Here is a 22,354-nt window from a genome sequence, read left to right on the forward strand (position 1 = left end):
GGCAGACAGCAGCGCGCCGCCTCCGTTGGCGGGCGCGCCCTCCAGCGTAGAACGAGCGCGCGGCCCCGATCCTGTGAGGTAAGGCTCACCAGGGACCGGGACCGCGCCGATGTGGCGTGTTCCGTCAGGAGACGGAGACGTGCAGGGCGTACGGGTTCGCCCAGAGCGGGGAGGTGCGCCGGGACTCCACGACCAGCTCCCACACCCCCGCGGCGGGCTTCGCGTAGGTCCGGGTCCCCGGGTCGCAGCCGTAGCCGTCGAGGTAGTTGTTGTAGCAGTAGATCGTGCCGGCGGCGGAGGACTCACCGGAGACGCCGGTCGGCCTGAAGGCCCACCAGCGGGTCTGGCTGCCCTCGTCCAGGCCGTCCAGGGAGACGGTCAGCGCGTTCGCCCCGGCGGGCACGGCCACGGTGTAGTGGATCGTGTCGTTCCGGTGCGAGACGCCGGTGACGGTCAGCGGGGTGCCGGCCGCCAGCGGGACCGCGGCCTCGACGGCGAGCATCGTGTGCTGCTCGGTCGCCCGGGTCCTCGGGTCGTCGAGGGTGAGGACCGCCGAGTGGACGCCCTGGGTGCCCGGCTTCGCCGTGACCTTCAGGGCGGTCGGCACGCCCTTGGCGAGGACCACGGAGGACGGCACGGAGAAGGTCCCGCCGCCGCCCTTCAGCCCCACCTCGTACGCGACGGGCCCGGCCGCGCCGGCCGTGCGGGTCACGGTGAGCTCGTAGGTGCGCTCCTCGCCGACGGCCTGGCCGCCCGCGCCCGGGGCGCAGCTGTTGAAGAGGCCGCCGCCGCGGTGCGGGGTGACGAGCTTGTCGGAGAGCGGGGTGCAGACGGGCGCCGAGACGGTGACGGCGTCGGCGGTGGCCGCCTTGCCCTTGCCGAGCACGGACCACGCCTTCGGCACGTCGAACTGGCCGCGGCCCTGGGCGACCGCGTCGGCCCTGCCGTTCCAGCGGGCGGTCGAGTAGATCGCCGACCGCAGCTCGGCGGGGGAGGCGGAGACCCCGGTCTGCCGCGCGGCGGAGAGCAGCAGGGCACCGGCGCCGGCGGCCTGCGGGGACGACATCGAGGTGCCGTTCATCATCGAGTAGCCGGGCGGCAGCTGGTAGCCGGTCTCGGCCACGGAGGCGGGGGCGATCCAGTCCGGGGTGGTGGAGACCGCCGCGCCCGGCGCCGTGATGTCCGGCTTGAAGCCGCCGTCCTCGCGCGGGCCGCGGGAGGAGAACGGGAACATCGCCCGGGCGTCCTTCACCTGCGAGCCGTAGTTCGCCCACCAGGTGTCGTCCGAGACGGCCGCGCCGACGCTGACCACCTTGTCGCCGCCCGTCGGGTCGCCGACCGTGTTCGTCCCGGCGCCGGAGTTGCCGCCCGAGATGAAGAGCTGGACGCCGGTGCTGTCGATCAGGCGGTTGTAGACGAGCGCGCGGGCGCTCTGTCCGTCGTTGAACTCGGGGCTCGAACCGATCGACATGTTGATCACGTCGACGCCGTACTTCGTGGCCAGGTCGATCATGCCGTCGGTGAGCGCGGCCGAGGAGCAGCCGAGGGAGTGGCACGCCTTCATCGAGACCAGCCGGGCGCCGGGCGCCTGCCCGTCCATGGCCCCGCCGTACATGCCGTGCGCGGCGGTGATGCCGGCGACGTGGGTGCCGTGCGCCTCGGTGATGACGTTGACGTTCACGCCCATGGTGGTGGCGTTGATCTTCTTCGACTGCACGGTGAACGGCACGCGCTCGTTGAGCGGCGTCGCCGGGTCGTCCGTGCCGAGCCGGCCGATCTGGCGGTCCACGCCGAACTGCCGCATCGCCTCCTCGTCGGTGAAGTCGAAGTCGCCGTCCGTGTCGACCCAGATCGCGCCGTCGGCGTCGCGGAAGAGGACGCCCAGCTTCTGCTGCTTGCCGCCGGGCATCGTCACCGCGCGGTTCTGCACCCGCAGGCCGGGGCCGGCCGGGGCGGTCCACGCCTGGCCGTCGGGGGTGACGACGACCGGACCCTCCTGCTGCTTGCCCATCAGGAACCAGCTGGAGTCGAAGAGCAGGTCGATGAAGTTGTTCGGGTCCGTGCCCGTCACCGTCTCGACCAGCTTGTGCTCGCCGGTCGTCGTCCGCGCGAGCGCCGGGTGCGTCGGGTCGACGCCGGTGTCCATGATGCCGATGGTCACCCCGCGCCCGTCGAAGGCCGGGTGGGCCTCCTTGAACTCCGTCGACCCCGTCTCGCGGGTCGGCATGTACGGGTTGGCGTCCGGCGTGGCGGCGGACGGGGCGGCCGGCAGCGTGCCGCCGGGCTTGCCGGCGGGGGCGGCCGCGCCGCCGTCCACGCGGGTGTCCTCGATCTCCAGCAGCTCGTCGAGGTCGACGGCGGCGACGGAGTCGAGGGCGGCGACCCGCTCGACGAGGTCGAAGGGGACGTTGGCCTTGAGGTAGCCGACGGACTCGTCGGTACGGATCGTCCCGACGCCCAGCCCGGCGAGGGCGGCCTCCGCCTCGGCGGTACGGCCGTCGGCGACGGCGACGATCAGGGTCGCGAAGCCGGGCGCGGTGGCCGAGCTCCGGGCGGTGGCGTGCCGCCGCTCGTACTGACCGAGCAGGGCGCGGTCGTGGGCGCCCAGCTTGTCGACCGCGGGCGCGGACCCGGGGTCGGTGCCGGCCGCGGCGGGGCCCACGGTGAGGGCGAGGGAGGCGGCGGCCAGTGCGAGGGCGGTGGATATCGCGGTGGATCTGCGACGGGACATGGATGTCCTTCCGGCGGCGTCCTGGTGTGCGAACGCCGGACACGTTGCCACGCCCCCGGTCGCCCAACAGGCCCTCGCCGCTGTCGGCTTACCGCCGTGTCGTAAAGCCGACACCCCCGCGCCCGGCCTCTCCGAGGGGCCCGCGCCCGCGGTCAGAGCCAGTGGTGGCGGGCGGCGTGCCAGCCGAGCTGGAGGCGGCTGCGGACGCCGGCGAGGGCCAGCAGCCTGCGCACCCGCCGCTGCACGGTGCGCTCCGAGACGCCCAGCTGGGATCCGATCGCCTGGTCCGTGTAGCCGTTCAGGAGCAGGGTGAGCAGCCGCCGGTCCTCCGTGGTCAGGGGCCCGTCGACGGCCGCCGCGAGCGCCACCGGCACCGGCAGCGCGCTGTCCCAGACGCGGTCGAAGATCCAGCCGAGCGCGTCGAGCAGCGGCCGCGACCGCAGCACCGTCGCGGTCGGCTCGCCGCCCTCGCCCGCGCCGCCCGTGCCGTCAGTGCCGCCCGTGCCGACTGCGCCGCCGCCCGTGCCGTCCGTGGCGTCCGCGAGGGGGACGACGAGGGCCCGCACCCGGTCCACGAGCACCAGTTTCAGCGGCAGTCCGAAGGCGACCCGCATCTCCTCGCCCAGCGACGCCCAGTGTTCGAGGAGCGGCGGGGTGTCGGAGTCCGTGAGGGCGAGCGCGTCCCGCTCGTAGACCACCCGGTACCGCACGCCGGCCCGCATCGCCTCCCGCTGCCCGGAGTTGGCCGCGGCGGGCACCGCGACGACGGGTCCGGCGGAGAGCGCCAGGATCTCGCGGCGGGCCGAGCGCTGCAGCGCCTGGTACCGCTCGGCGATCGCCCGCGCCCCGGTGACGACCTCGACGTCCGACCCGGCGGGGACGCCCGGCGGCGGGGGACCGGTCTCGGCGACCCGCAGGGCCCGCCGGATCTCGTCGAGGCGCTGGAGGACGAGCCCCTCGAACGCGTCGGGGCCCTGCCGGCAACCGTTCTGAACTTCCGTCATGCGCGTCACGTCCGTCACCCCTCCCGTCGCCCGCCCCCGCCGGTCCGCCCGCCATCCTGGCGGAGGCGGTGCCGCGGTGGAGCGTTGCGGAACGGCGGGTTCCCGCCGCGACGCAACCCGCCATCGACCCCCGGGAGGCCCGCCGCCGCAGGCCGGCCGCGTCCCCTAGGGGAGAGATGGGGGACCGAAGCCCTGGTCGCGATCTATCGCGTGTGTCAGGGTGGATACGTGGACCTCGAAAAGCAGCCCGACCCCGCGCAGCAGCCCGCCCCGACCCCGCCCGAGGCGCCGGCTGCGCCCGAGGCACCGGCGCCGCCCGAGGCGCCGGCACCTCCCGCCGCCTCCACACTCCCCACGCCCCCCACCGCTCCCGTCGCCCCCGCGCGCCCCGCCGCTCCGGCCTACGCCGACCCGCAGGGCGCGCTCCGGGCCTCGGACGCCGACCGGGACCGGATCGCGGACATCCTGGCGCAGGCGCTGGCGGAGGGACGGCTGGACACGGAGGAGCACACGGAGCGGGTCGACGCGGTCTACCGGGCGAAGACCGTGGGCGAGCTGGAGCCGATCGTGCGGGACCTGCCGGCCGCGGACCGGGGCCCGTCCGCGCCCCGCCCGGAGCCGGCCCCGGCGGCGTACGGCCCGGAGGACGCGGAGGGGAACGCGGACCAGCTGCTCGCGGTCTTCTCCAGCACCACCCGCAAGGGCCGCTGGCGGGTCGCCCGCCGCACCAACGCCTTCGCGATCTTCGGGAACATCGAGATCGACCTGACCGAGGCGATCTTCGCCCAGCCGCTCACCACCATCAACGCCACCTCGATCTTCGGGAACGTGGAGATCCGCGTCCCCGAGAACATCAGCCTGCGCGGCTCCGGCACCGGCATCCTCGGGAACTTCGAGGTCACGACCCTGGAGGGGGTCGACCCGCAGGCGCCGCTGGTGGTGGTCAACGGCTACGCGGTGTGCGGGAACGTGGAGGCGAGACCGAAGCGGGGCAAGTGGGTCGTCGATCTCCAGAGCAAGATCCGCAAGCACCTGGGCCACTGAGCGCCCCACGCGTATCGGCCAGGAGGTGACCGGAATTCGCCGCCGGGGGTCCGGACTCCGGATGGGAGCCGCACGCAGTGCATAGGCGCGCGCACAGCGGGTAGGGCTGGTGCATCGCTGCTCGCTCGCGAAGCCGTCGTCAGGAGTAGACCGTGCTGCATCCGCCGCATCAGCCCTTCCCGGTAGCCGCCGTGCCGCCCCAGCGTGCTCCCGCGCGGGAGGACGCGGACGGCCCCTGGCACGCGGAGGCGGTGTGCCGCCGGGACGAGGCCGGACTCTTCTTCGCTCCCTCCAAGGAGCCGACCGCCGCGCGGCTGGCCCGCGAGGAGGCGGCCAAGCGCGTCTGCGCCCGCTGCCCGGTGATGGTCGACTGCCGGGAGCACGCGCTGCTCCAGCCGGAGCCGTACGGCGTGTGGGGCGGACTCACCGCGGCCGAGCGCCGCGTGGTCCTGGCCCGGCGCCGGCGCCGCGACGTGGAGCTGCGCAAGGCGGCCGCCTCGGAGCGGATCGCCCAGGCCGGCTGACGGGCCGCACCCGTTCCGTACGGGAAGGGGCGCCCCCACCGCACAGGGGGCGCCCCTTCTCGCTGCCGTCGTCGGACCGGTGTCAGTTCGCCCGGTCGAAGTCGATCTCGCTGTACGCGCGCAGCTTCGAGAGCCGGTGCGTGGAGTCGATCTGGCGGATCGTGCCGGACTTCGAGCGCATGACCAGGGACTGGGTGGTCGCCGTCTCGGAGCGGTAGCGCACCCCGCGCAGCAGCTCGCCGTCGGTGATGCCGGTGGCGACGAAGAACACGTTGTCGCCGCGGACGAGGTCGGTCGTGGTGAGGACCCGGTCCAGGTCGTGGCCGGCGTCGAGGGCCTTCTGCCGCTCGGCGTCGTCCTTCGGCCACAGCTTGCCCTGGATCACACCGCCCAGGCACTTGATGGCGCAGGCCGAGATGATGCCCTCGGGCGTGCCGCCGATGCCCATGAGCAGGTCGACGCCGGTGCCCTCGCGGGCGGCCATGATGGAGCCGGCCACGTCGCCGTCGGAGATGAACTTGATCCGGGCGCCGGTCTCGCGGATCTCCTTGACGATGCCCTCGTGGCGGGGGCGGTCGAGGATGACCACGGTGACGTCCTCGGCCTGCATGCCCTTGGCCTTGGCGACCCGGCGGATGTTGACCGAGACGGGCGCGTTGATGTCGACGAAGTCGGCGGCCTCGGGGCCGGTGACCAGCTTGTCCATGTAGAAGACCGCGGACGGGTCGAACATGGAGCCGCGGTCGGCGGCGGCGAGCACGGCGATGGCGTTCGGCATGCCCTTGGCGTTCAGGGTGGTGCCGTCGATCGGGTCCACGGCGATGTCGACCTCGGCGCCGGTGCCGTCGCCGACCCGCTCGCCGTTGAAGAGCATCGGCGCCTCGTCCTTCTCGCCCTCGCCGATGACGACGACGCCGTTCATCGAGACGGTCGAGATGAGGGTCCGCATCGCGTTGACCGCGGCGCCGTCCGCGCCGATCTTGTCGCCGCGGCCGACCCAGCGGCCGGCGGCCATCGCGGCGGCCTCGGTGACCCGGACCAGTTCGAGGGCGAGGTTGCGGTCGGGGGCCTCGGGAGAGACCTCAAGCTCGGGGGGGAGGTGGTGCTCGGTCATCGGAGCGCACCTTTCTGTACGACGACGGCCGGAAAAAGGAGGGTGCTGCGACTCTATCGCCAGGTCGACAAATTGAGCAGAGGGGTCCACGTATGAGCGCGGGACCGTGATGCGACCATATGGGGCGTGGCAGCTAAGCGAGGCAGGCAGACGGTACGCGGGATGTTCCAGTCCCTCGGGGTGATCATGGTCGCCGCGGGGGTCATGTATCTCTTCATCCCGCACGACGAGGACGCGGAGCCGGTGAAGGCCAAGGACTACCGGGTCGAGCTGATCACGGCCCAGCGTGCGGCGCCCTATCCGGTCATGGCCCCCGAGGGCCTCGGCGACGGATGGAAGGCGACGGTGGTCTCGTACAAGCGCGAGCAGGCGAACGCCTGGCAGCTCGGCTTCCTCTCGCCGGACACCCAGTACGTCTCGGTGAACCAGTCGACCGCCGAGGCGAAGAAGTACGTGCCGAAGGTCACGCACGAGGCGAAGAACACCGGGAAGACGCAGACGGTGGCCGGTCAGGTGTGGCAGCGCTGGGAGGGTCCCAAGTACGACGCGCTGGTGCGGACCGACGGCGGGGCGACCACGGTCGTGACCGGTACGGCGTCCTTCGAGACGCTCGCGGAGATGGCGGGCGCGCTCCGGTCGAAGCAGGTCTGATGCCCCTGGGGGCGTCCGGTCCCCCAGGGCATGAGAGAGCCCCCCGGCGCAGGGCGCCGGGGGGCTCTCTCATGGGCCGGTCGGGCTCAGACGGTCGTGATGACGTCGTCGTAGGACAGGCGCGGGGAGCGCGGGAACCAGGCGTCCTCGCCCGGCTTGCCTATGTTGACGACCATCAGCGGGGTGTGGTCGGCGTCCAGGAACTCCTTCTGGAGGCCGGCGAAGTCCAGGCCGGTCATCGGGCCGGCGGCCAGGCCGGCGGCGCGGACGCCCACGATGAAGTACGCGGCCTGGAGGGCGGCGTTCAGCAGCGCGGAGCCCTCGCGGACCGGGCGCTCGGCGAAGAACATGTCCTTGGCCTGCGGGAAGTGCGGGAGCAGGGCCGGGAGCTCCTCGTGGAACTCGTTGTCGGCCGAGAGGATCGCGACCAGCGGGGCGGCGGCGGTCTTGGCCTGGTTGCCCTCGGACATGTGCGCGACCAGGCGCTCGCGGGCCTCGGGGGAGCGGACCAGGGTGATGCGCAGCGGGGTCTGGTTGAAGGCGGTGGGGCCGTACTTCACCAGGTCGTAGATCGCCTGGACCTGCTCGTCGGTCACCGGCTCGTCGGTGAACGTGTTGGCGGTGCGGGCCTCGCGGAAGAGGAGGTCCTGGGCGGCGGGGTCGAGAACGAGGGACATGCTGCGTACCTTCCGGACTGCAAGGGGACCGCCCGGCGGGGAATCCCGGGCGATGTCTCGACAGTACGCCCAGGATTGGTGAAAATTCAACTATCCGATCCGGATAGTGATCCGCTTCACTCGCGCCAGTCTAACGGCACCGGATCCCCGCCCCGCCGGCCCCCGCACCGGGGCCGATCCCTCCGCCGCCCGTCGCTCGTCCCCGCACTCCCGTCGCTCGTCCCCGGACCCCTGCGTCGCCTGTCACTCGTGCCCCGGACTTCCGTCACTCATGCCCGGACTCCTGCGCGCCGTCCGTCACTCGTCCCCGGCCCCGGACTCCTCCTCCGCCCGCTCGGCGGCCAGCGAGGCGTCGAGCCGGGCGCGGGCCCCCTCCAGCCAGTGCCGGCAGACCTTCGCCAGCTCCTCGCCGCGCTCCCAGAGCGCCAGCGACTCCTCCAGCGTCGTGCCGCCCGCCTCCAGTCGCCGGACGACCTCGATCAGCTCGTCGCGGGCCTCCTCGTAGCCGAGCGCCGCCGCCGTCTCCGTACCGCCTGCCATGTCTTCTCCGTCTCCGTGACTCAACTCGACCCTCGTGTATCCCGCGCCCGCGCCCGGCCCGCGCCCGGCCCGCGCCCGTGCCCGCCCCCGACCCGGCTACGTGCGGCGCACCGTGAACTCGCCGTCGGCCACCCGGGCCCGCAGCTCCTCGCCCTCCGCGACCTCCTCCGCCGCGCGGACCACCGCCCCGTCCGTCCGCTGGAGCACCGCGTACCCGCGCTCCAGCGTCGCCGCCGGGGAGAGCGCCCGCACCCGCGCCCGGGTGTGCGCCAGCTCCGAGTCCGCCCGGTCCAGCAGATGCCCCAGGACCCGCCGGCTGCGCGCCAGGAGCGCGTCCAGCTCGTCCTCCCGGACCTCCACCATCCGCCGCGGGTGCTCCATCACCGGCCGGGCCAGCGCGTGCGCGAGACCCCGCTCCTCCCGGTCCAGCAGCCCCCGGACCGTCCGCAGCGCCCGGTCGCGGAGCCCGCGCACCCGCTCCAGCTCCTCGCCCACGTCCGGCACGACCTTCTTGGCCGCGTCGGTCGGCGTGGAGGCCCGCAGGTCCGCCACGAGGTCGAGCAGCGGGGAGTCCGGCTCGTGCCCGATCGCGGACACCACCGGCGTCCGGCACGCGGCCACCGCGCGGATCAGCTGCTCGTCCGAGAAGGGCAGCAGGTCCTCGACGCTGCCGCCGCCCCGGGCCACCACGATCACGTCCACGTCCTCGTGCGCGTCGAGCTCCCGGACCGCCTGGATCACCTGCGGCACGGCCTTCACGCCCTGCACCGGCACGTTCCGCACCTCGAAGCGGACGGCGGGCCATCGGCGCCGGGCGTTCTCCAGGACGTCCCGCTCGGCCGCCGACGCCCGGCCGCAGACCAGGCCGATCAGCCCCGGCAGGAACGGCAGCGGCTTCTTCCGGTCGAGCGCGAACAGCCCCTCGGCCGCCAGCCCCCGCTTCAGCTGCTCCAGCCGGGCCAGCAGCTCGCCGATCCCGACCGGCTTGATCTCCACCGCCCGCAGCGACAGCTGCCCGCGCGGCGCGTACCACTCCGGCTTGGCGTGCACGACGACCCGGGCGCCCTCCGAGACGACGTCGGCCACCGCGTCGAAGACCTGCCGGTAGCAGGTCACCCCGATGGAGATGTCGTACGAGGGATCCCGCAGCGTCAGGAAGACGACCCCGGCGCCGGGGCGGCGCGAGAGCTGCGTGATCTGCCCCTCGACCCAGATCGCCCCCAGGCGGTCGATCCATCCCCCGATCATCCGGGAGACCTCACCCACGGGCAGCGGCGCTTCGGCGGACGTAGTCAGACCCATGCACCGAGCGTAACCGCGCCCTCCGACAACGTCAGCGCCGCGCGGGAGGGGAACGCGCGGTCCCGGACGACGCCGGCGCCGCGCGGGAGGGGGGAGCCGTGCCCTCCGGCGACGCCGGCGCCGCGCGGGATGGCGGAAGCCGCGGCCTCCGGCGTCTCTGCCCCCGCCTCCGGCGCCTCTGCCCCCGCCTCCGGCGGCGCCCGCGGAGGGGGATCCCCGGCGGGGGCTCAGCGCCCGGCCGGACCCCGCCCCGCCCCCTGCACCGCCAGCACGACCAGGCCCACGCCCAGCCAGATCACGCCCACCAGCTGGGCCGCCGGGGACGCCTCCACGATCACCGCGACCAGGATCGCCGTGCCCACCATCGGCAGGACCACGTGCCGCAGCCAGTGCGGCTCGCCCTCCGCCCGCTGCACCACGAACCAGCCGACCACGCTCGCGTGCAGCAGGACGAAGGCCGTCAGCGCGCCGACGTCCACCACCGACACCAGGTGGTCCAGGCCGTCGTCGCGGCGGGCCGCCCACACCGCCGCGGCCATCGTCACCGTCGCCGACACCAGCAGCGCCACCCGGGGCACGCCCGAGTCGGTCCGCGCCAGCGCGTGCGGCAGCCGGCCCTCACGGCCCATCGCGAAGAGCAGCCGCCCGCCCGCCGCCTGCCCGGCCAGCGCCGCGAAGGCCGCGCCGATCGCCTTCGACACGGCGACCAGGTCGTGCAGCCACCCGCCGACCGAGCTGTCCACCGCGTCGTAGAAGGCGGACCCCTGCTTCCCGGGGTCGGCCGCGAGCTCCGCCGACGAGACCGGCTCCAGCAGCGCCACCAGCCAGGTCTGGGCGATGAAGAGGACACCGGCCAGGACCAGGCAGAAGAGCAGCGCCCGCGCCACCTTCGCCGAGCCCCCGGTGACCTCCTCCGCGAAGGTGGCGATCGCGTCGAAGCCGAGGTACGACAGGACCGCCACCGACACCGCGCCGATCACCGCCGCGAGCGAGAAGGTCCCGTCGCCGGTGAGCGGCGACCACCAGTCGCGCCGCGCCCCGTCCCGCGCCAGCACCACCACCGCCGACACCACGAAGACCAGCAGCACCACGATCTCCATCGCCAGCACCGCGAAGCCGACCCGGGCCGCGGCCCGCACCCCCCACAGGTTGAGCAGGGTGGTCAGCACCACCGCGAGCCCCGTCCACACCCACCGGTGCACCTCGGGCACCAGTGCCTCCATCGCGATCCCCGCGAAGAGATAGGCGACGGCGGGGATGAGCAGGTAGTCGAGCATCGCCATCCAGCCGGCGATGAAGCCGGGCCCCTCGCCGAGCCCCTTGCGGGCGTACGCGAAGACCGACCCGGCCAGCGGGGCGACCCGGACCATCTGCGCGTAGCTGAAGGCCGTGAACGCCATGGCCACCGTCGCCACGACGTACACCAGTGCGACCGCGCCGCCGGACTTCGCGTCGAGGGTGCCGAAGACGCCGACCGGGGCCATGGGGGCGATGAACAGCAGTCCGTACACCACGAGGTCCCGGAATCCGAGAGTCCGGCGGAGCCCCTCATGGTCCGGCTGCCCCGCCGTCCCGCCGTTCACCTGCGCGTTCTCAGCCATGGCGCCAGTTTCGGCCACGGTCGTGCTCCCACCGCTGACCGACGCGGCCTTACGATGGGGCGCATGACTGCAACGCCCGCGCCGACGCCCGAGTCCGCCCCCGCGACCGACCGCCCGAAGCGTGTCCTGCTCGCCGCTCCCCGCGGCTACTGCGCGGGCGTGGACCGTGCCGTGATCGCCGTGGAGAAGGCCCTGGAGCAGTACGGGGCCCCCGTCTACGTCCGCCACGAGATCGTGCACAACAAGTACGTGGTCCAGACGCTGGAGCGGAAGGGCGCGATCTTCGTCGACCAGGCCACCGAGGTCCCGCCGGGCAACATCGTGATGTTCTCCGCGCACGGCGTCGCCCCGACCGTCCACGAGGAGGCCCGCCAGGGCCGGCTCGCGACGATCGACGCGACCTGCCCGCTGGTCACCAAGGTCCACAAGGAGGCCATCCGCTACGCCAAGGAGGACTTCGACATCCTCCTCATCGGCCACGAGGGCCATGAGGAGGTCATCGGCACCTCCGGCGAGGCCCCCGACCACATCCAGCTCGTCGACGGCCCCGAGGACGTCGCCAAGGTCGAGGTCCGCGACCCCTCCCGGGTCGTCTGGCTCTCCCAGACCACCCTCTCGGTCGACGAGACCATGGAGACGGTCGACGCCCTCAAGGACAAGTTCCCGCAGCTGATCTCCCCGCCGTCGGACGACATCTGCTACGCCACGCAGAACCGCCAGATCGCGATCAAGGAGCTGGCCGGCCAGGCCGAGCTCGTCATCGTCGTCGGCTCCAGGAACTCCTCGAACTCGATCCGCATGGTCGAGGTCGCCAAGCAGGCCGGCGTCCCCGCCGCGTACCTGGTCGACTTCGCGAGCGAGATCGACGAGGCGTGGCTGGAGGGCGTGACCTCGGTCGGCCTCTCCTCCGGCGCCTCCGTCCCCGACGTGCTGGTCCAGGAGGTCCTGGAGTGGCTGGCGCAGCGCGGCTACGCCGACGTGGAGCTGGTCAAGACGGCCGACGAGACCCTCACCTTCTCGCTCCCCAAGGAGCTCCGCCGCGACCTGCGCGCCGAGGCCGCCGAGCTCGTCAAGGAGTAGTCGCCGGCGGATGCCCGTAACGTGAGTCCATGAACGTCTTCGGAGTGGACATCGGCGGCTCGGGCATCAAGGGCGCCCCCGTGGACCTCGGGCGCGGCGCCCTCGCCGAGGAGCGGCACAAGGTCCTCACCCCGCGGCCCGCGACACCGAGCGATGTCGCGGGCCGCGTCGCGGAGGTCGTGGCGCACTTCGGCTGGACCGGCCCCATTGGCGTCACCTTCCCCGGCGTCGTCACCGGCAGCACGGTCCGTACCGCCGCCAACGTCGACGCGTCCTGGATCGGCACCGACGCCGGCGCCCTCATCGGCGAGGCCGTCGGCGGGCTCCCGGTCACCGTCCTCAACGACGCCGACGCGGCCGGCGTCGCCGAGATGACCTTCGGCGCCGGCCGGGGCCGCACCGGCACGGTGATCCTGCTGACCCTCGGCACCGGCATCGGCTCCGCCGTCTTCACCGGCGGCCGCCTGGTCCCCAACACGGAGCTCGGCCACCTGGAGCTCAAGGGCCACGACGCCGAGAAGCGCGCCTCCTCCAAGGCCCGCGAGGACGAGGAGCTGACCTGGGAGCACTGGGCCACCAAGCGCCTCCGCAAGTACCTCGCCCACGTCGAGATGCTCTTCTCGCCCGAGCTGTTCATCCTCGGCGGGGGAGTCAGCCGCAAGGCCGACAAGTTCCTGCCCTACCTCGACGGCATCCGCGCCGAGATCGTCCCGGCGGAGCTGAGGAACGACGCGGGCATCGTCGGCGCCGCGATGGCCGCGAGCGCCGAGGCGAGCACCTCGCCCCCTTCGTAGGGGGCACTGCGGAGGGGGCACGCCCGGGGAACGTCCGGCGGATCGGGACGGGGCCCCGGGACCCGTACGGCTACGGGGCCGCGACTACGGGGTGGTCCGCCGGCTCCGCGCGGGGGGCCGGTCGCGGCGCGCGGGACCGTCCCCGGTCCGGCCGCGCGGCGCCCCCGAGGGGGCGGCCGGCGGGCGGCGGCGGCGCCGGCCCATGTCCCGCGCCTTCCGCACGCTCGCGATGACCCCGGCGATCAGCGTGCCTCCGTACAGCCAGCCGGCGTGCACGGCGAGGGCGGTGACCACGGCCATGGCCTGGCCGCCGAAGCCCCCGGTGCCGCCCGCGATCGGCACGACACCGACGGCGAAGGCGATCGGCACGGCGATCGGCGCGGTCACCAGGTCGGCGGTCCGGACCCAGAGCGCGGTCAGCGCGCTCACCGGCAGGAACAGCAGCCCGAACGCCAGCGGCGAACCGTCCAGGACGAGCCGGTCCAGGAACCCGACGACGAGCATCGCGGCCGAGGCGAACAGCCCCGCGCCGAGCCCGGTCAGCCGGGGCGCGGGCAGCCGCCGCAGGGCCTGCACGACCGGTGCGGGCCGCCGCGCGGCCGCCGGGGTGCCGACCCGGTAGACGGTGGCCGCCCCGGTCGCACCCCCCTCCACCTCGACGAGTGCGCCGGGCGGCGTGAGAGGGGTCTGCGGCCGTCGGCGGCCTGGCGGCTGGCTTGTCCTGTGCTGCTCCACCTCACCAACGTAGGTCGGGAGGCGGCGGGACGTGCCCGGGACACGCCCTTTGGGTGACCTCGGGCCGCAGTTCGACCGGAGGACGCCGCCCGCCGCCGCCGACGGCCGGTGAGGGCCGCGCCGGGCCCCCCGTAAACTGGGGGATCGACCCATCATCCGTATCTAGGGAAGTCGCCACCGTGTCGCTCACGATCGGAATCGTCGGTCTGCCGAATGTCGGCAAGTCGACCCTGTTCAACGCCCTGACCAAGAACGACGTGCTGGCGGCCAACTACCCGTTCGCCACGATCGAGCCCAACGTCGGCGTCGTCGGTGTCCCCGACGCCCGCCTGACCAAGCTCGCCGAGATCTTCGGCTCGCAGCGCATCCTTCCGGCCACCGTCGACTTCGTCGACATCGCCGGCATCGTGCGCGGCGCGAGCGAGGGCGAGGGCCTGGGCAACAAGTTCCTGGCGAACATCCGCGAGTCCGACGCGATCTGCCAGGTCATCCGTGCCTTCAAGGACGAGAACGTCGTCCACGTCGACGGCAAGGTCTCGCCGAAGGACGACATCGAGACGATCAACACCGAGCTGATCCTCGCCGACCTCCAGACCATCGAGAAGGTCCTCCCGCGCCTCCAGAAGGAGATGCGGATCAAGAAGGACACGGCGCCCAAGGTCGCCGCCGTCGAGGCCGCCCAGGCGATCCTGGAGAAGGGCGACACCCTCTTCTCCCAGGGCATCGTCCAGGGCTCGGAGAAGGCGGAGCTCCTCCACGACCTCCACCTCCTCACCACCAAGCCCTTCCTCTACGTCTTCAACGTCGACGAGGACGAGCTCACCGACGACGCCTTCAAGGCCGAGCAGAGCGCCCTCGTCGCCCCGGCCGAGGCGATCTTCCTCAACGCCAAGCTGGAGCAGGACCTCACCGAACTGGACGAGGAGGACGCCATGGAGCTCCTCCAGTCCGTCGGCGCCGAGGAGCCCGGCCTCGCCATCCTCGCCCGCGTCGGCTTCGACACCCTCGGCCTCCAGACCTACCTCACGGCAGGCCCGAAGGAGTCCCGCGCCTGGACGATCAAGAAGGGCGCCACGGCCCCCGAGGCGGCCGGTGTCATCCACACCGACTTCCAGAAGGGCTTCATCAAGGCCGAGGTCATCTCCTTCGCCGACCTCGTCGAGACCGGCTCCGTCGCCGACGCCCGCGCCGCCGGCAAGGCCCGCATGGAGGGCAAGGAGTACGTCATGCAGGACGGCGACGTGGTGGAGTTCCGCTTCAACGTCTGACCCGCGTCCGCGCCCGGCGCCCGTACCGCCCTGGGGGGTGGTGCGGGCGTTCCGGGTTCGTGTCCGAGCGTCGGTTTCGGCCTAATCGGGGGCGCGCGGCGGGATCGGTGCAGGTGGGGGTGGGAGCGCCGCGTATTCTCTGCTGCCGGGGGAGCGGCGGGGGAGAGACGCGGAGGTACGGGTGGAGTTCCGGCTGCTCGGGTCCGTCGCGGTCGTGACGGAGGGCGGCGACGTCGCCACGGGGCCGGCGAAGCGGACCAGTCTGCTGGCCGCGCTGCTGCTGCGCCCCAACACGGCCGTGCACGTGACGGGGCTGATGGACGCGCTGTGGGAGGACGAGCCCCCGACGCACGCCAAGACGGTGCTCCAGGGGCACGTCTCGCGGCTGCGGGCGCTGCTCGCCGTGCACGGGGCGGAGGCGTACGGGGTCGAGCTCACCACGCAGGGTTCGGCGTACCTGCTGCGGATGCCGGAATCGCTGGTCGACGCGCACCGGTTCGAGGAGCTGGTGGGCCTCGCGGGCACCCAGCGGCACGCCGCCGACAGCGTACGGATGCTGCGCGAGGCGCTGTCGTACTGGCAGGGGCCCGCGCTCACCGGCACCGTGCCGAGCGGGCCGCTGGAGGCGGCCGCCACGGCCCTGGAGGAGCTGCGGCTCTCCTCGGTGGAGGCGCTGGCGGAGGCGTACGGGAAGCTGGGCGAGCACGGGCGGGCCGCCGCCGTGCTGCGGACCGAGGCCGTCGCGCATCCGCTGCGCGAGTCGCTGGCCGCCGCGCTCATGACGGCGCTGGCCCGGGCCGGGCGCCGGTCGGACGCGCTCGACTGGTACCACCGCACCCGCCGGCTGCTCGCCGAGGAGCTGGGCGTGGACCCGGGCGGGGCGCTGAGCGAGACGTACGCGGGGCTGCTGCGGGACCAGGGGGCGGTCCTCGCCCCGGTACCGGCGCCGGCTCCGGTGCCGGACGCGCCCGAGGCGCCGGTGCCCGAGCCCGCCGTCGTCCCCGAGCTGCTGCCGCGCGCGCCGCGCGGGTTCACCGGGCGGGAGGCCGAGGCCGGGCTGCTCGACCGCGCGGCCGGCGGGGGCGAGGGGCCCGTCTGTCTGGTGACCGGTCCGGCCGGCGTGGGCAAGACGGCGTTCGCCGTGCACTGGGCGCACCGGCGCCGGGCCGGCTTCCCTGACGGGCGGCTCTTCGCCGACCTGCGCGGTTTCAGCGACACCCCGGCGCCCGAGACGGGGGTCGTGCTGCGGGAGTTCCTGCTCGCGCTGGGTGTGCCGCAGCAGCGGGTGCCGGAGAGCGCCGTGGGGCGCGGGGCGCTCTTCCGCAGCCTGACCGCCGGCCGCCGGATGCTCGTCGTCCTCGACAACGCCCGCTCCTCGGAGCAGGTCAGGCCGCTGCTGCCGGGCGGCGAGGAGTGCGTGACCGTGGTGACCAGCCGGGACCGGCTCGGCGGGCTGATCGCCTCCGACGCGGCCCGCCCGGTGCCGCTCGGCCAGCTGCCGCCGGACGCCGCGACGGAGCTCCTGGCGACCGTGCTCGGGGAGGCGCGCGTCGCCGCCGAGCCCGACGCGGCGGCCCGGCTCGCGGGGCTCTGCGACGGGCTGCCGCTCGCGCTGCGGGTGACGGCCGCCCGGCTCGCCGAGCGGCCGGGGCGGTCGCTGGGCGCGATGGTCGGCGAACTCGCCGACGAGCAGGGCAGGCTGGCCCTCCTCGACGTGGAGGACGTCGGCGTCTCCGCCGCGCTGCGGCTCACCGTGCAGCAGCTGCCGGAGTCCGCCGCCCGCGCCTTCCGCGCGCTCGGCCTGCACACCGGCTCCGACCTGGACCACTTCGCCGCCGCCGCGCTCACCGGCACCACTCCGGCGCGGGCCACGGCGGACCTGGAGCGCCTCGCCGCCGCGCACCTGCTGACGGAGGCGGTGCCGGGCCGCTGGACCCCGCACGACCTCGTACGCCTCTACGCCCGCGGGCTCGCCCCGCAGGCCGACCCGGAGGGGCTGCGCCGGCTCCTCGACCACTACCTGTACACCGGGCTCGCGGCCGACGCGGCGGCCGAGCCCGGCTCGCAGCCCTGCTACGGGCTGCCCGCCGACGCCCGCCGGCCCGCCGCCATCCCGGAGTTCGAGGGGCGTCAGGCCGCGCTCGACTGGTACGCGGCCGAACGCCCCGCCCTGGAGGGGGCGGTGGCCGCCTCCGCCGCCCTCGGGCTGCACGACCGGGCCTGGCGGATCGCCCTGATGGCCTGGCCGCTGATGCTGATGCGGCTCCAGGACGGCTGGACCCCGCTCCTGGAGGCGGGCCTGGCCTCGGCGGAGGCGGCCGGGGACCCCGACGCGCAGTCCCGGACGCGGGCGCTGCTCGGCTGGATCCTGCACGAGGAGGGGCGGCACGCGGAGGCGCTCGTCCACCTGGAGCTGGCGCCGGGGCTCGCCGCGCTGGCCGGGGACCCGATCAGCGAGGCCATCGCCGTCGTCAACCACGCCGCCGTCCTCGACGCCACCGGGGAGTGCGCCCGGGCCCGGGCGCTGATGGGGGAGGCGGTCGCGCTCGCGGACCGGATCGGGCACCCGTCCACGCAGGTGCTGACCCTCCAGCACCTGGCCGCGCACTGCCTGGGCGCGGGGGAGTACGAGCAGGCCCTGGCGCACGTCCTTCGCGCGGGGGAACTCGTCGCCCCCGACGCCGTCGTCGTCCAGGCCCAGCTGCGGATCGTGCGGGGTGAGGCGCTGGCCGGCATCGGGCGGGTCGAGGAGGCGGCCCACCAGCTGGAACGGGCCGCCGCCGACGCCGAGGCGGCCGGATTCACGGAGGGTTCGGCGCGGGCGGCGGAGCGGCTCGCGCGGCTGGCGGCGGGGCGTTAGCGATACGCAAGCGGGACGGCAGTGCCGGGGCGGAGTCTGTACTCGGCAACGACCGACCGCTTCGCGCTTCACGGGGGAAACACCGCATGCGTACGATTCACCGCTCGACCAGGACCACCCTTCTCGTCGCCGCCCTCGCGGCGGCCTCGCTCTCGCTGACGGCCTGCGGGGGAGGGGACGCGGGCGCGCAGGACGCCGGCAGCGCGAAGACCACGCAGCCGGCGGCGCCGCAGACCACGTCCGCCGCTCCCGCCGCCTCGGCCACGGCCGGCTCCGGGGAGAGCGCCACCGGCACGACCGGCACGACCGGCACCACCGGCGGGTCCGGCACCACCGGCGGGTCCGGGGACACGACCGCGTCCGCCGCCCCGGCCGCGGCGAAGGGCACGGGCGGCACCGTCGCCGACGCCAAGGCGCCGGTCTGCGCCTACGGCGACGTGAAGATCACCGCGGCGAAGGCCGACGAGGTGCCCACCGAGCACATCGTGCTCACCGCCACCAACACCTCCGGCCGCGCCTGCCGTCTCCTCGGCCACCCGCTGATCGCCTTCGGCGAGATCCAGACGGCGAAGGACGTGCCGCCCGTCGCCAAGAGCAAGCCGGCGGCGCCGGTGGTCCTGGACCCGGGCGCCCCGGCGTACGCCAACGTGCGGGTCTCGCTCGGCGGCGTCCACGAGGACAACAAGGTCGTGAAGGAGTTCAACGTGAACCTCTTCGCGGCCGACGGTCCGGCCGAGGGCAGTGTCGTGGTCTCCGCTCCGGCGGGTGGCGTCGCGGTCGACGAGGCCGCCGCGAAGACGGGGTACTGGACGCCCGAACTCCGCAACGGCGCGGACGAGTTCTGAGCCGACGCGGCACCTCGCGGTGCCGCCGCCGCGCCGGCGGGTCCGTCTCCCGGGGGATCGGGGACGGGCCCGCCGGCGCGTTTCGTCGCTGTGAATTCGCGGGCACCGGGCGGGAGTCGTGGGCGGTGCGCCCGGTGCGGAACCCCGCAGGTGAGCGCGGCGGGGCGCGCCTCCAGAAGCTGACGATCAATCATGTCCGCTCTGTGGCTCCGGTGTTGCCGTCGTGCGGATGCCCTTGTGTGATTCCTATGGATCGGTCAATCTTTCGGTCGACGGCAGGGCGGCCGGAAGCCGCGGGGTTCCGTGTCGGGTCCCGTGCATTCTTGTCATGACCCTGTCGTGAGTGACGGTCACTCGGGCTCCACCCCCACAGGAGCACCCCCCCACGAGGAGGACACCTCACATGGCAGTGATGCGCGCATCGCGTCGCCGGATCTCCACCGCCGCGGCCATAGCCGTCACGGCGCTCGCCCTCGGCACCCTCTCCGCCCTTCCCGCCACCGCCGCCCCGGCGGCCGCGGAGGGCGTCATCGGGAACGCCGGCGCCGAAGGCACCATCCCGGGCAGCTACATCGTCACCCTCGACGAGTCCGCCCAGGCCGAGACCGCCAAGGGCCGGGCGATCCCCGGCAAGTTCGGCGCCACGATCAAGCGGACGTACACCTCCGCGGTGAACGGCTACGCGATCGAGCTCTCCGAGGCGCAGGCGAAGAAGCTCGCCGCCGACCCCGCCGTGAAGTCCGTCGTCCAGAACCGCGTCTTCACCGTCGACGCCACCCAGCCCTCCCCGCCGTCCTGGGGCCTGGACCGGATCGACCAGAAGGCCCTGCCGCTGAACCAGAGCTACACGTACCCGGACAGCGCGGGCCAGGGCGTCACGGCGTACATCATCGACACCGGCGTCCGCATCAGCCACAGCGACTTCGGCGGCCGCGCCTCCAACGGCTACGACGCCATCGACAACGACAACACCGCCCAGGACGGGCACGGCCACGGCACCCACGTCGCCGGCACGGTCGCGGGCACGGCCCACGGCGTCGCCAAGAAGGCGAAGATCGTCGGCGTCCGCGTCCTCGACAACAGCGGCTCCGGCACCACCGACCAGGTCGTCGCCGGCATCGACTGGGTGACGCGCAACGCCGTCAAGCCGGCCGTCGCCAACATGAGCCTCGGCGGCGGCGTCGACACCGTCCTCGACCAGGCCGTCCGCAACTCCATCGCGGCCGGCATCACCTACGCGGTCGCGGCCGGCAACGACAGCTCCAACGCCTCCAACTACTCCCCGGCGCGCGTCACCGAGGCGATCACGGTCGGCTCCACGACCAGCACCGACGCCCGCTCCAGCTTCTCCAACTACGGCACCGTCCTGGACATCTTCGCCCCGGGCTCCTCCATCAAGTCGGCCTGGAACACCAACGACACCGCCACCAACACCATCTCCGGCACCTCGATGGCCACCCCGCACGTGGCCGGCGCCGCCGCCGTCTACCTCGCGGACAACCCGACGGCGACCCCGGCGCAGGTCTCCACGGCCCTCACCACGGCCGCGACCCCGAACGTGGTCACCAGCCCCGGCACCGGCTCCCCGAACAAGCTCCTCTTCGTCGGAGGCGGCGGCACCACCCCGCCGCCCGGGCCGAAGTTCGAGAACACCGCCGACTTCGCCATCGCCGACAACGCGACCGTCGAGTCCCCGGTCACCGTCAGCGGCGTCGCCGGCAACGCTCCCTCGGCCCTCCAGGTCCCGGTGAACATCGTCCACACCTACATCGGTGACCTCCAGGTCCAGCTGATCGCCCCCGACGGCACGGCCTACACGCTGAAGGCGTTCGGCACCGGCGGCAGCGCGGACAACATCAACACCACCTACACCGTGAACGCCTCGTCCGAGGTCGCCAACGGCACCTGGAAGCTCCGCGTGACGGACAACGCCAACGCCGACACCGGCAAGATCGACTCCTGGGCGCTCCAGTTCTGACCCGAGCCCGCGCCTGACCGTCCGAGGGGCGGCCACCACCCGGTGGCCGCCCCTTCGCCGTGCCCCCGCGTCGCCTCCCCTCCACCCCGACCACGTACGATGCGCGCGCCCGATCGTCTGTTCGCCCCGCCCCAACAGGAGCCCGTGCCCGTGGAGCCGACCCCGCCGTCCCAGCCGCCCGAGCCGGTGACGCCCGCCGCCCCCGCCGGGCCGGCCGGCCCGCCCGCTCCCGCCGCGTACCCCGCCACCGGCCCGTACGCGGCCCCCGGCCCGTACACCTCGCCGGGCATGCCCTACGCGGGTCTCCCCGGGCCCTACGGGCCGTACGGGCGGCCGCCCGCGACCACCAACGGTCTCGCCATCGGCTCGCTGGTCAGCGGCATCGTCTGCTGCCTGCCGCCGCTCGGGCTCGTCCTCGGGATCTTCGCGCTGCGGCAGATCAAGAAGCGGGAGCAGGGCGGCAAGGGGCTCGCGGTCGCCGGCATCGCGCTCTCCTCGCTCAGCACCCTGCTCGTCGTCCTCGGCCTGCTCACCGGGCAGCTCCAGGAGGCCGTCAAGGGGTTCCGGGAGGGGGTGCGGGAGGCCGCGTCCGCCCGCTCGCCGATGGACCTGCGCACCGGGGAGTGCTTCCTCGACGACGCCGAGCAGGGCGAGTACACCCTCGGCGTGAAGGTCGTCGACTGCTCCGTCCCCCACGACGGCGAGATCACCGGCCGCTTCGAGGTCACCGGCTTCGACCGCTGGCCCGGCGAGAAGGAGCTGGAGAAGCTCGGCGAGGAGCGCTGCGACGCCCTGGCGAGCGCGTACGCCCTCGACACCTGGACGCTGGGGGCGGAGGCGTGGAGCCTCTACTACTTCCCCGACCGCCAGTCGTGGCGCGAGGGCGAGCGCCGCATCGCCTGCGGCCTCGGCGGCGAGGAGCGGACCAAGGGCTCCCTGCGCTCCGACCGCACCACGCTCACCTCCGACCAGATCGCCTTCCTCACCCACACGAACCCGATCGAGGACGCGGTCTTCGAGGAGCCGGAGACCGGCCCCGAGGACGAGATCGAGACGAACCGCGCCTGGGCCGCCGACGTGCGCGGGGCGATCGACCTGGCGCGCGCCGGGCTGAAGGCCCGGACCTGGGCGCAGCCCGTGCGGGCCCCCATGGGTGCCTACCTGGCGAGCCTGGACTCGGCCTCGAAGCAGTGGGAGAAGCTGGCCCGGGCGAAGGACGCGGACACGTTCTGGGAGCAGTACGACCGCGCCTGGGAGCTGCTGCCGGAGAACGGCAGCGCCGAGGTCCGCGAGGCCCTGGGCCTGACGGACACGCCCCCGGCGGCCCCGGGCGACCACGGCTCCGCCTGATCGGCGCCCGCCACGCGCGCGTGCGCGGGCGGCCTGGCGCACGCGGACGGGCCCGGGTGCACGCGTGCGCGTGCGCGGGGGGCCTGGCGCACGCGGACGGGGCCGGGTCTCCGCGCGAGAGACCCGGCCCCGTCGTGGGCGGACCGGTGCCGGTGCCGGGAGGCGGCTCCGGGGCGGGGACGGCGGCCCGTGACCAGCCGCCGTCCCGTGCCCCGGACCCGCGGTCGCCGCGGTCCGGCCCGCGGCCCCGCGGGAG

At 74.1% G+C, this 22,354-nt stretch carries 18 protein-coding genes; 10 read left to right on the plus strand and 8 right to left on the minus strand.

What is annotated here, in order from left to right; translation table 11 throughout:
• Positions 1 to 124: 124 nt before the first annotated feature.
• The gene (locus ACFVU3_RS12925; RefSeq protein ID WP_390065925.1) at positions 125 to 2,731 is read right to left on the minus strand and encodes a S8 family serine peptidase; all 2,607 of its coding nucleotides are present in this window, start codon (positions 2,729 to 2,731) and stop codon (positions 125 to 127) included.
• Positions 2,732 to 2,883: 152 nt separating this feature from the next.
• On the minus strand, positions 2,884 to 3,735 hold the full coding sequence (locus tag ACFVU3_RS12930; protein ID WP_390065926.1) for a LuxR C-terminal-related transcriptional regulator: 852 nt from the start codon (positions 3,733 to 3,735) through the stop codon (positions 2,884 to 2,886).
• 228 nt (positions 3,736 to 3,963) lie between these two features.
• Here ACFVU3_RS12930 and ACFVU3_RS12935 point away from each other — a divergent pair, with 228 nt between their 5' ends.
• Together ACFVU3_RS12935 and ACFVU3_RS12940 are read left to right on the plus strand one after the other, a co-directional pair.
• A complete protein-coding gene (locus tag ACFVU3_RS12935; protein ID WP_390065927.1) occupies positions 3,964 to 4,779 on the plus strand; it encodes a DUF1707 domain-containing protein in 816 nt (271 codons plus the stop codon).
• Positions 4,780 to 4,931: 152 nt separating this feature from the next.
• On the plus strand, positions 4,932 to 5,303 hold the full coding sequence (locus ACFVU3_RS12940; RefSeq protein ID WP_390065928.1) for a WhiB family transcriptional regulator: 372 nt from the start codon (positions 4,932 to 4,934) through the stop codon (positions 5,301 to 5,303).
• 82 nt (positions 5,304 to 5,385) lie between these two features.
• Here ACFVU3_RS12940 and glpX read toward each other — a convergent pair whose 3' ends face one another.
• A complete protein-coding gene (gene glpX / locus ACFVU3_RS12945) occupies positions 5,386 to 6,417 on the minus strand; it encodes a class II fructose-bisphosphatase (RefSeq protein ID WP_376597429.1) in 1,032 nt (343 codons plus the stop codon).
• Between the two features lie 126 nt (positions 6,418 to 6,543).
• Here glpX and ACFVU3_RS12950 point away from each other — a divergent pair, with 126 nt between their 5' ends.
• Positions 6,544 to 7,068 carry a DUF4245 domain-containing protein gene (locus ACFVU3_RS12950; RefSeq protein ID WP_390065929.1) on the plus strand — a complete coding sequence of 175 codons (525 nt, stop codon included), beginning with the start codon at positions 6,544 to 6,546 and terminating at the stop codon, positions 7,066 to 7,068.
• Positions 7,069 to 7,154: 86 nt separating this feature from the next.
• Here the strand turns inward: ACFVU3_RS12950 and ACFVU3_RS12955 are convergent, their stop codons facing one another.
• From ACFVU3_RS12955 to ACFVU3_RS12970, 4 genes are all read right to left on the minus strand, one after another.
• On the minus strand, positions 7,155 to 7,745 hold the full coding sequence (locus tag ACFVU3_RS12955; RefSeq protein ID WP_390065930.1) for a malonic semialdehyde reductase: 591 nt from the start codon (positions 7,743 to 7,745) through the stop codon (positions 7,155 to 7,157).
• Between the two features lie 297 nt (positions 7,746 to 8,042).
• A complete protein-coding gene (locus tag ACFVU3_RS12960; RefSeq protein WP_390065931.1) occupies positions 8,043 to 8,285 on the minus strand; it encodes an exodeoxyribonuclease VII small subunit in 243 nt (80 codons plus the stop codon).
• 96 nt (positions 8,286 to 8,381) lie between these two features.
• Complete coding sequence (gene xseA, locus ACFVU3_RS12965) at positions 8,382 to 9,587, minus strand: exodeoxyribonuclease VII large subunit (RefSeq protein WP_390065932.1); 1,206 nt, start codon at positions 9,585 to 9,587, stop codon at positions 8,382 to 8,384.
• A gap of 227 nt (positions 9,588 to 9,814) precedes the next feature.
• The gene (locus ACFVU3_RS12970; RefSeq protein WP_390065933.1) at positions 9,815 to 11,188 is read right to left on the minus strand and encodes an APC family permease; all 1,374 of its coding nucleotides are present in this window, start codon (positions 11,186 to 11,188) and stop codon (positions 9,815 to 9,817) included.
• A 54-nt stretch (positions 11,189 to 11,242) separates the two neighbouring features.
• Here ACFVU3_RS12970 and ACFVU3_RS12975 point away from each other — a divergent pair, with 54 nt between their 5' ends.
• Both ACFVU3_RS12975 and ppgK read left to right on the plus strand, forming a co-directional pair.
• Positions 11,243 to 12,268, plus strand: a complete 1,026-nt coding sequence (locus ACFVU3_RS12975) for a 4-hydroxy-3-methylbut-2-enyl diphosphate reductase (RefSeq protein WP_390065934.1) — start codon at positions 11,243 to 11,245, stop codon at positions 12,266 to 12,268.
• Positions 12,269 to 12,297: 29 nt separating this feature from the next.
• The gene (gene ppgK, locus ACFVU3_RS12980; protein WP_390065935.1) at positions 12,298 to 13,062 is read left to right on the plus strand and encodes a polyphosphate--glucose phosphotransferase; all 765 of its coding nucleotides are present in this window, start codon (positions 12,298 to 12,300) and stop codon (positions 13,060 to 13,062) included.
• An 84-nt stretch (positions 13,063 to 13,146) separates the two neighbouring features.
• On the opposite strand, the gene ACFVU3_RS12985 is transcribed toward ppgK, so the two are convergent.
• Complete coding sequence (locus ACFVU3_RS12985; protein WP_390065936.1) at positions 13,147 to 13,716, minus strand: DUF6542 domain-containing protein; 570 nt, start codon at positions 13,714 to 13,716, stop codon at positions 13,147 to 13,149.
• A 260-nt stretch (positions 13,717 to 13,976) separates the two neighbouring features.
• Here ACFVU3_RS12985 and ychF point away from each other — a divergent pair, with 260 nt between their 5' ends.
• The 5 genes from ychF to ACFVU3_RS13010 all read left to right on the plus strand — a co-directional run bounded on the left by ychF (position 13,977) and on the right by ACFVU3_RS13010 (position 22,098).
• Complete coding sequence (gene ychF, locus ACFVU3_RS12990; RefSeq protein WP_390065937.1) at positions 13,977 to 15,065, plus strand: redox-regulated ATPase YchF; 1,089 nt, start codon at positions 13,977 to 13,979, stop codon at positions 15,063 to 15,065.
• A 181-nt stretch (positions 15,066 to 15,246) separates the two neighbouring features.
• A complete protein-coding gene (locus tag ACFVU3_RS12995; RefSeq protein WP_390065938.1) occupies positions 15,247 to 17,925 on the plus strand; it encodes a BTAD domain-containing putative transcriptional regulator in 2,679 nt (892 codons plus the stop codon).
• Between the two features lie 86 nt (positions 17,926 to 18,011).
• Entirely contained in the window at positions 18,012 to 18,770 is a 759-nt protein-coding gene (locus tag ACFVU3_RS13000) for a DUF4232 domain-containing protein (protein ID WP_390065939.1), read from the plus strand.
• A 403-nt stretch (positions 18,771 to 19,173) separates the two neighbouring features.
• Positions 19,174 to 20,748 (plus strand): S8 family peptidase, encoded by a 1,575-nt coding sequence (locus ACFVU3_RS13005; protein ID WP_390065940.1) that lies wholly within the window; start codon positions 19,174 to 19,176, stop codon positions 20,746 to 20,748.
• A gap of 150 nt (positions 20,749 to 20,898) precedes the next feature.
• Positions 20,899 to 22,098: a DUF4190 domain-containing protein gene (locus ACFVU3_RS13010; RefSeq protein WP_390065941.1), complete on the plus strand. Its 1,200-nt coding sequence runs from the start codon at positions 20,899 to 20,901 to the stop codon at positions 22,096 to 22,098.
• Positions 22,099 to 22,354: the final 256 nt, after the last annotated feature.

The sequence above is a fragment of the Streptomyces sp. NPDC058052 genome (assembly GCF_042885515.1).
In the GTDB taxonomy this organism is placed as follows: Bacteria; Actinomycetota; Actinomycetes; order Streptomycetales; family Streptomycetaceae; genus Streptomyces.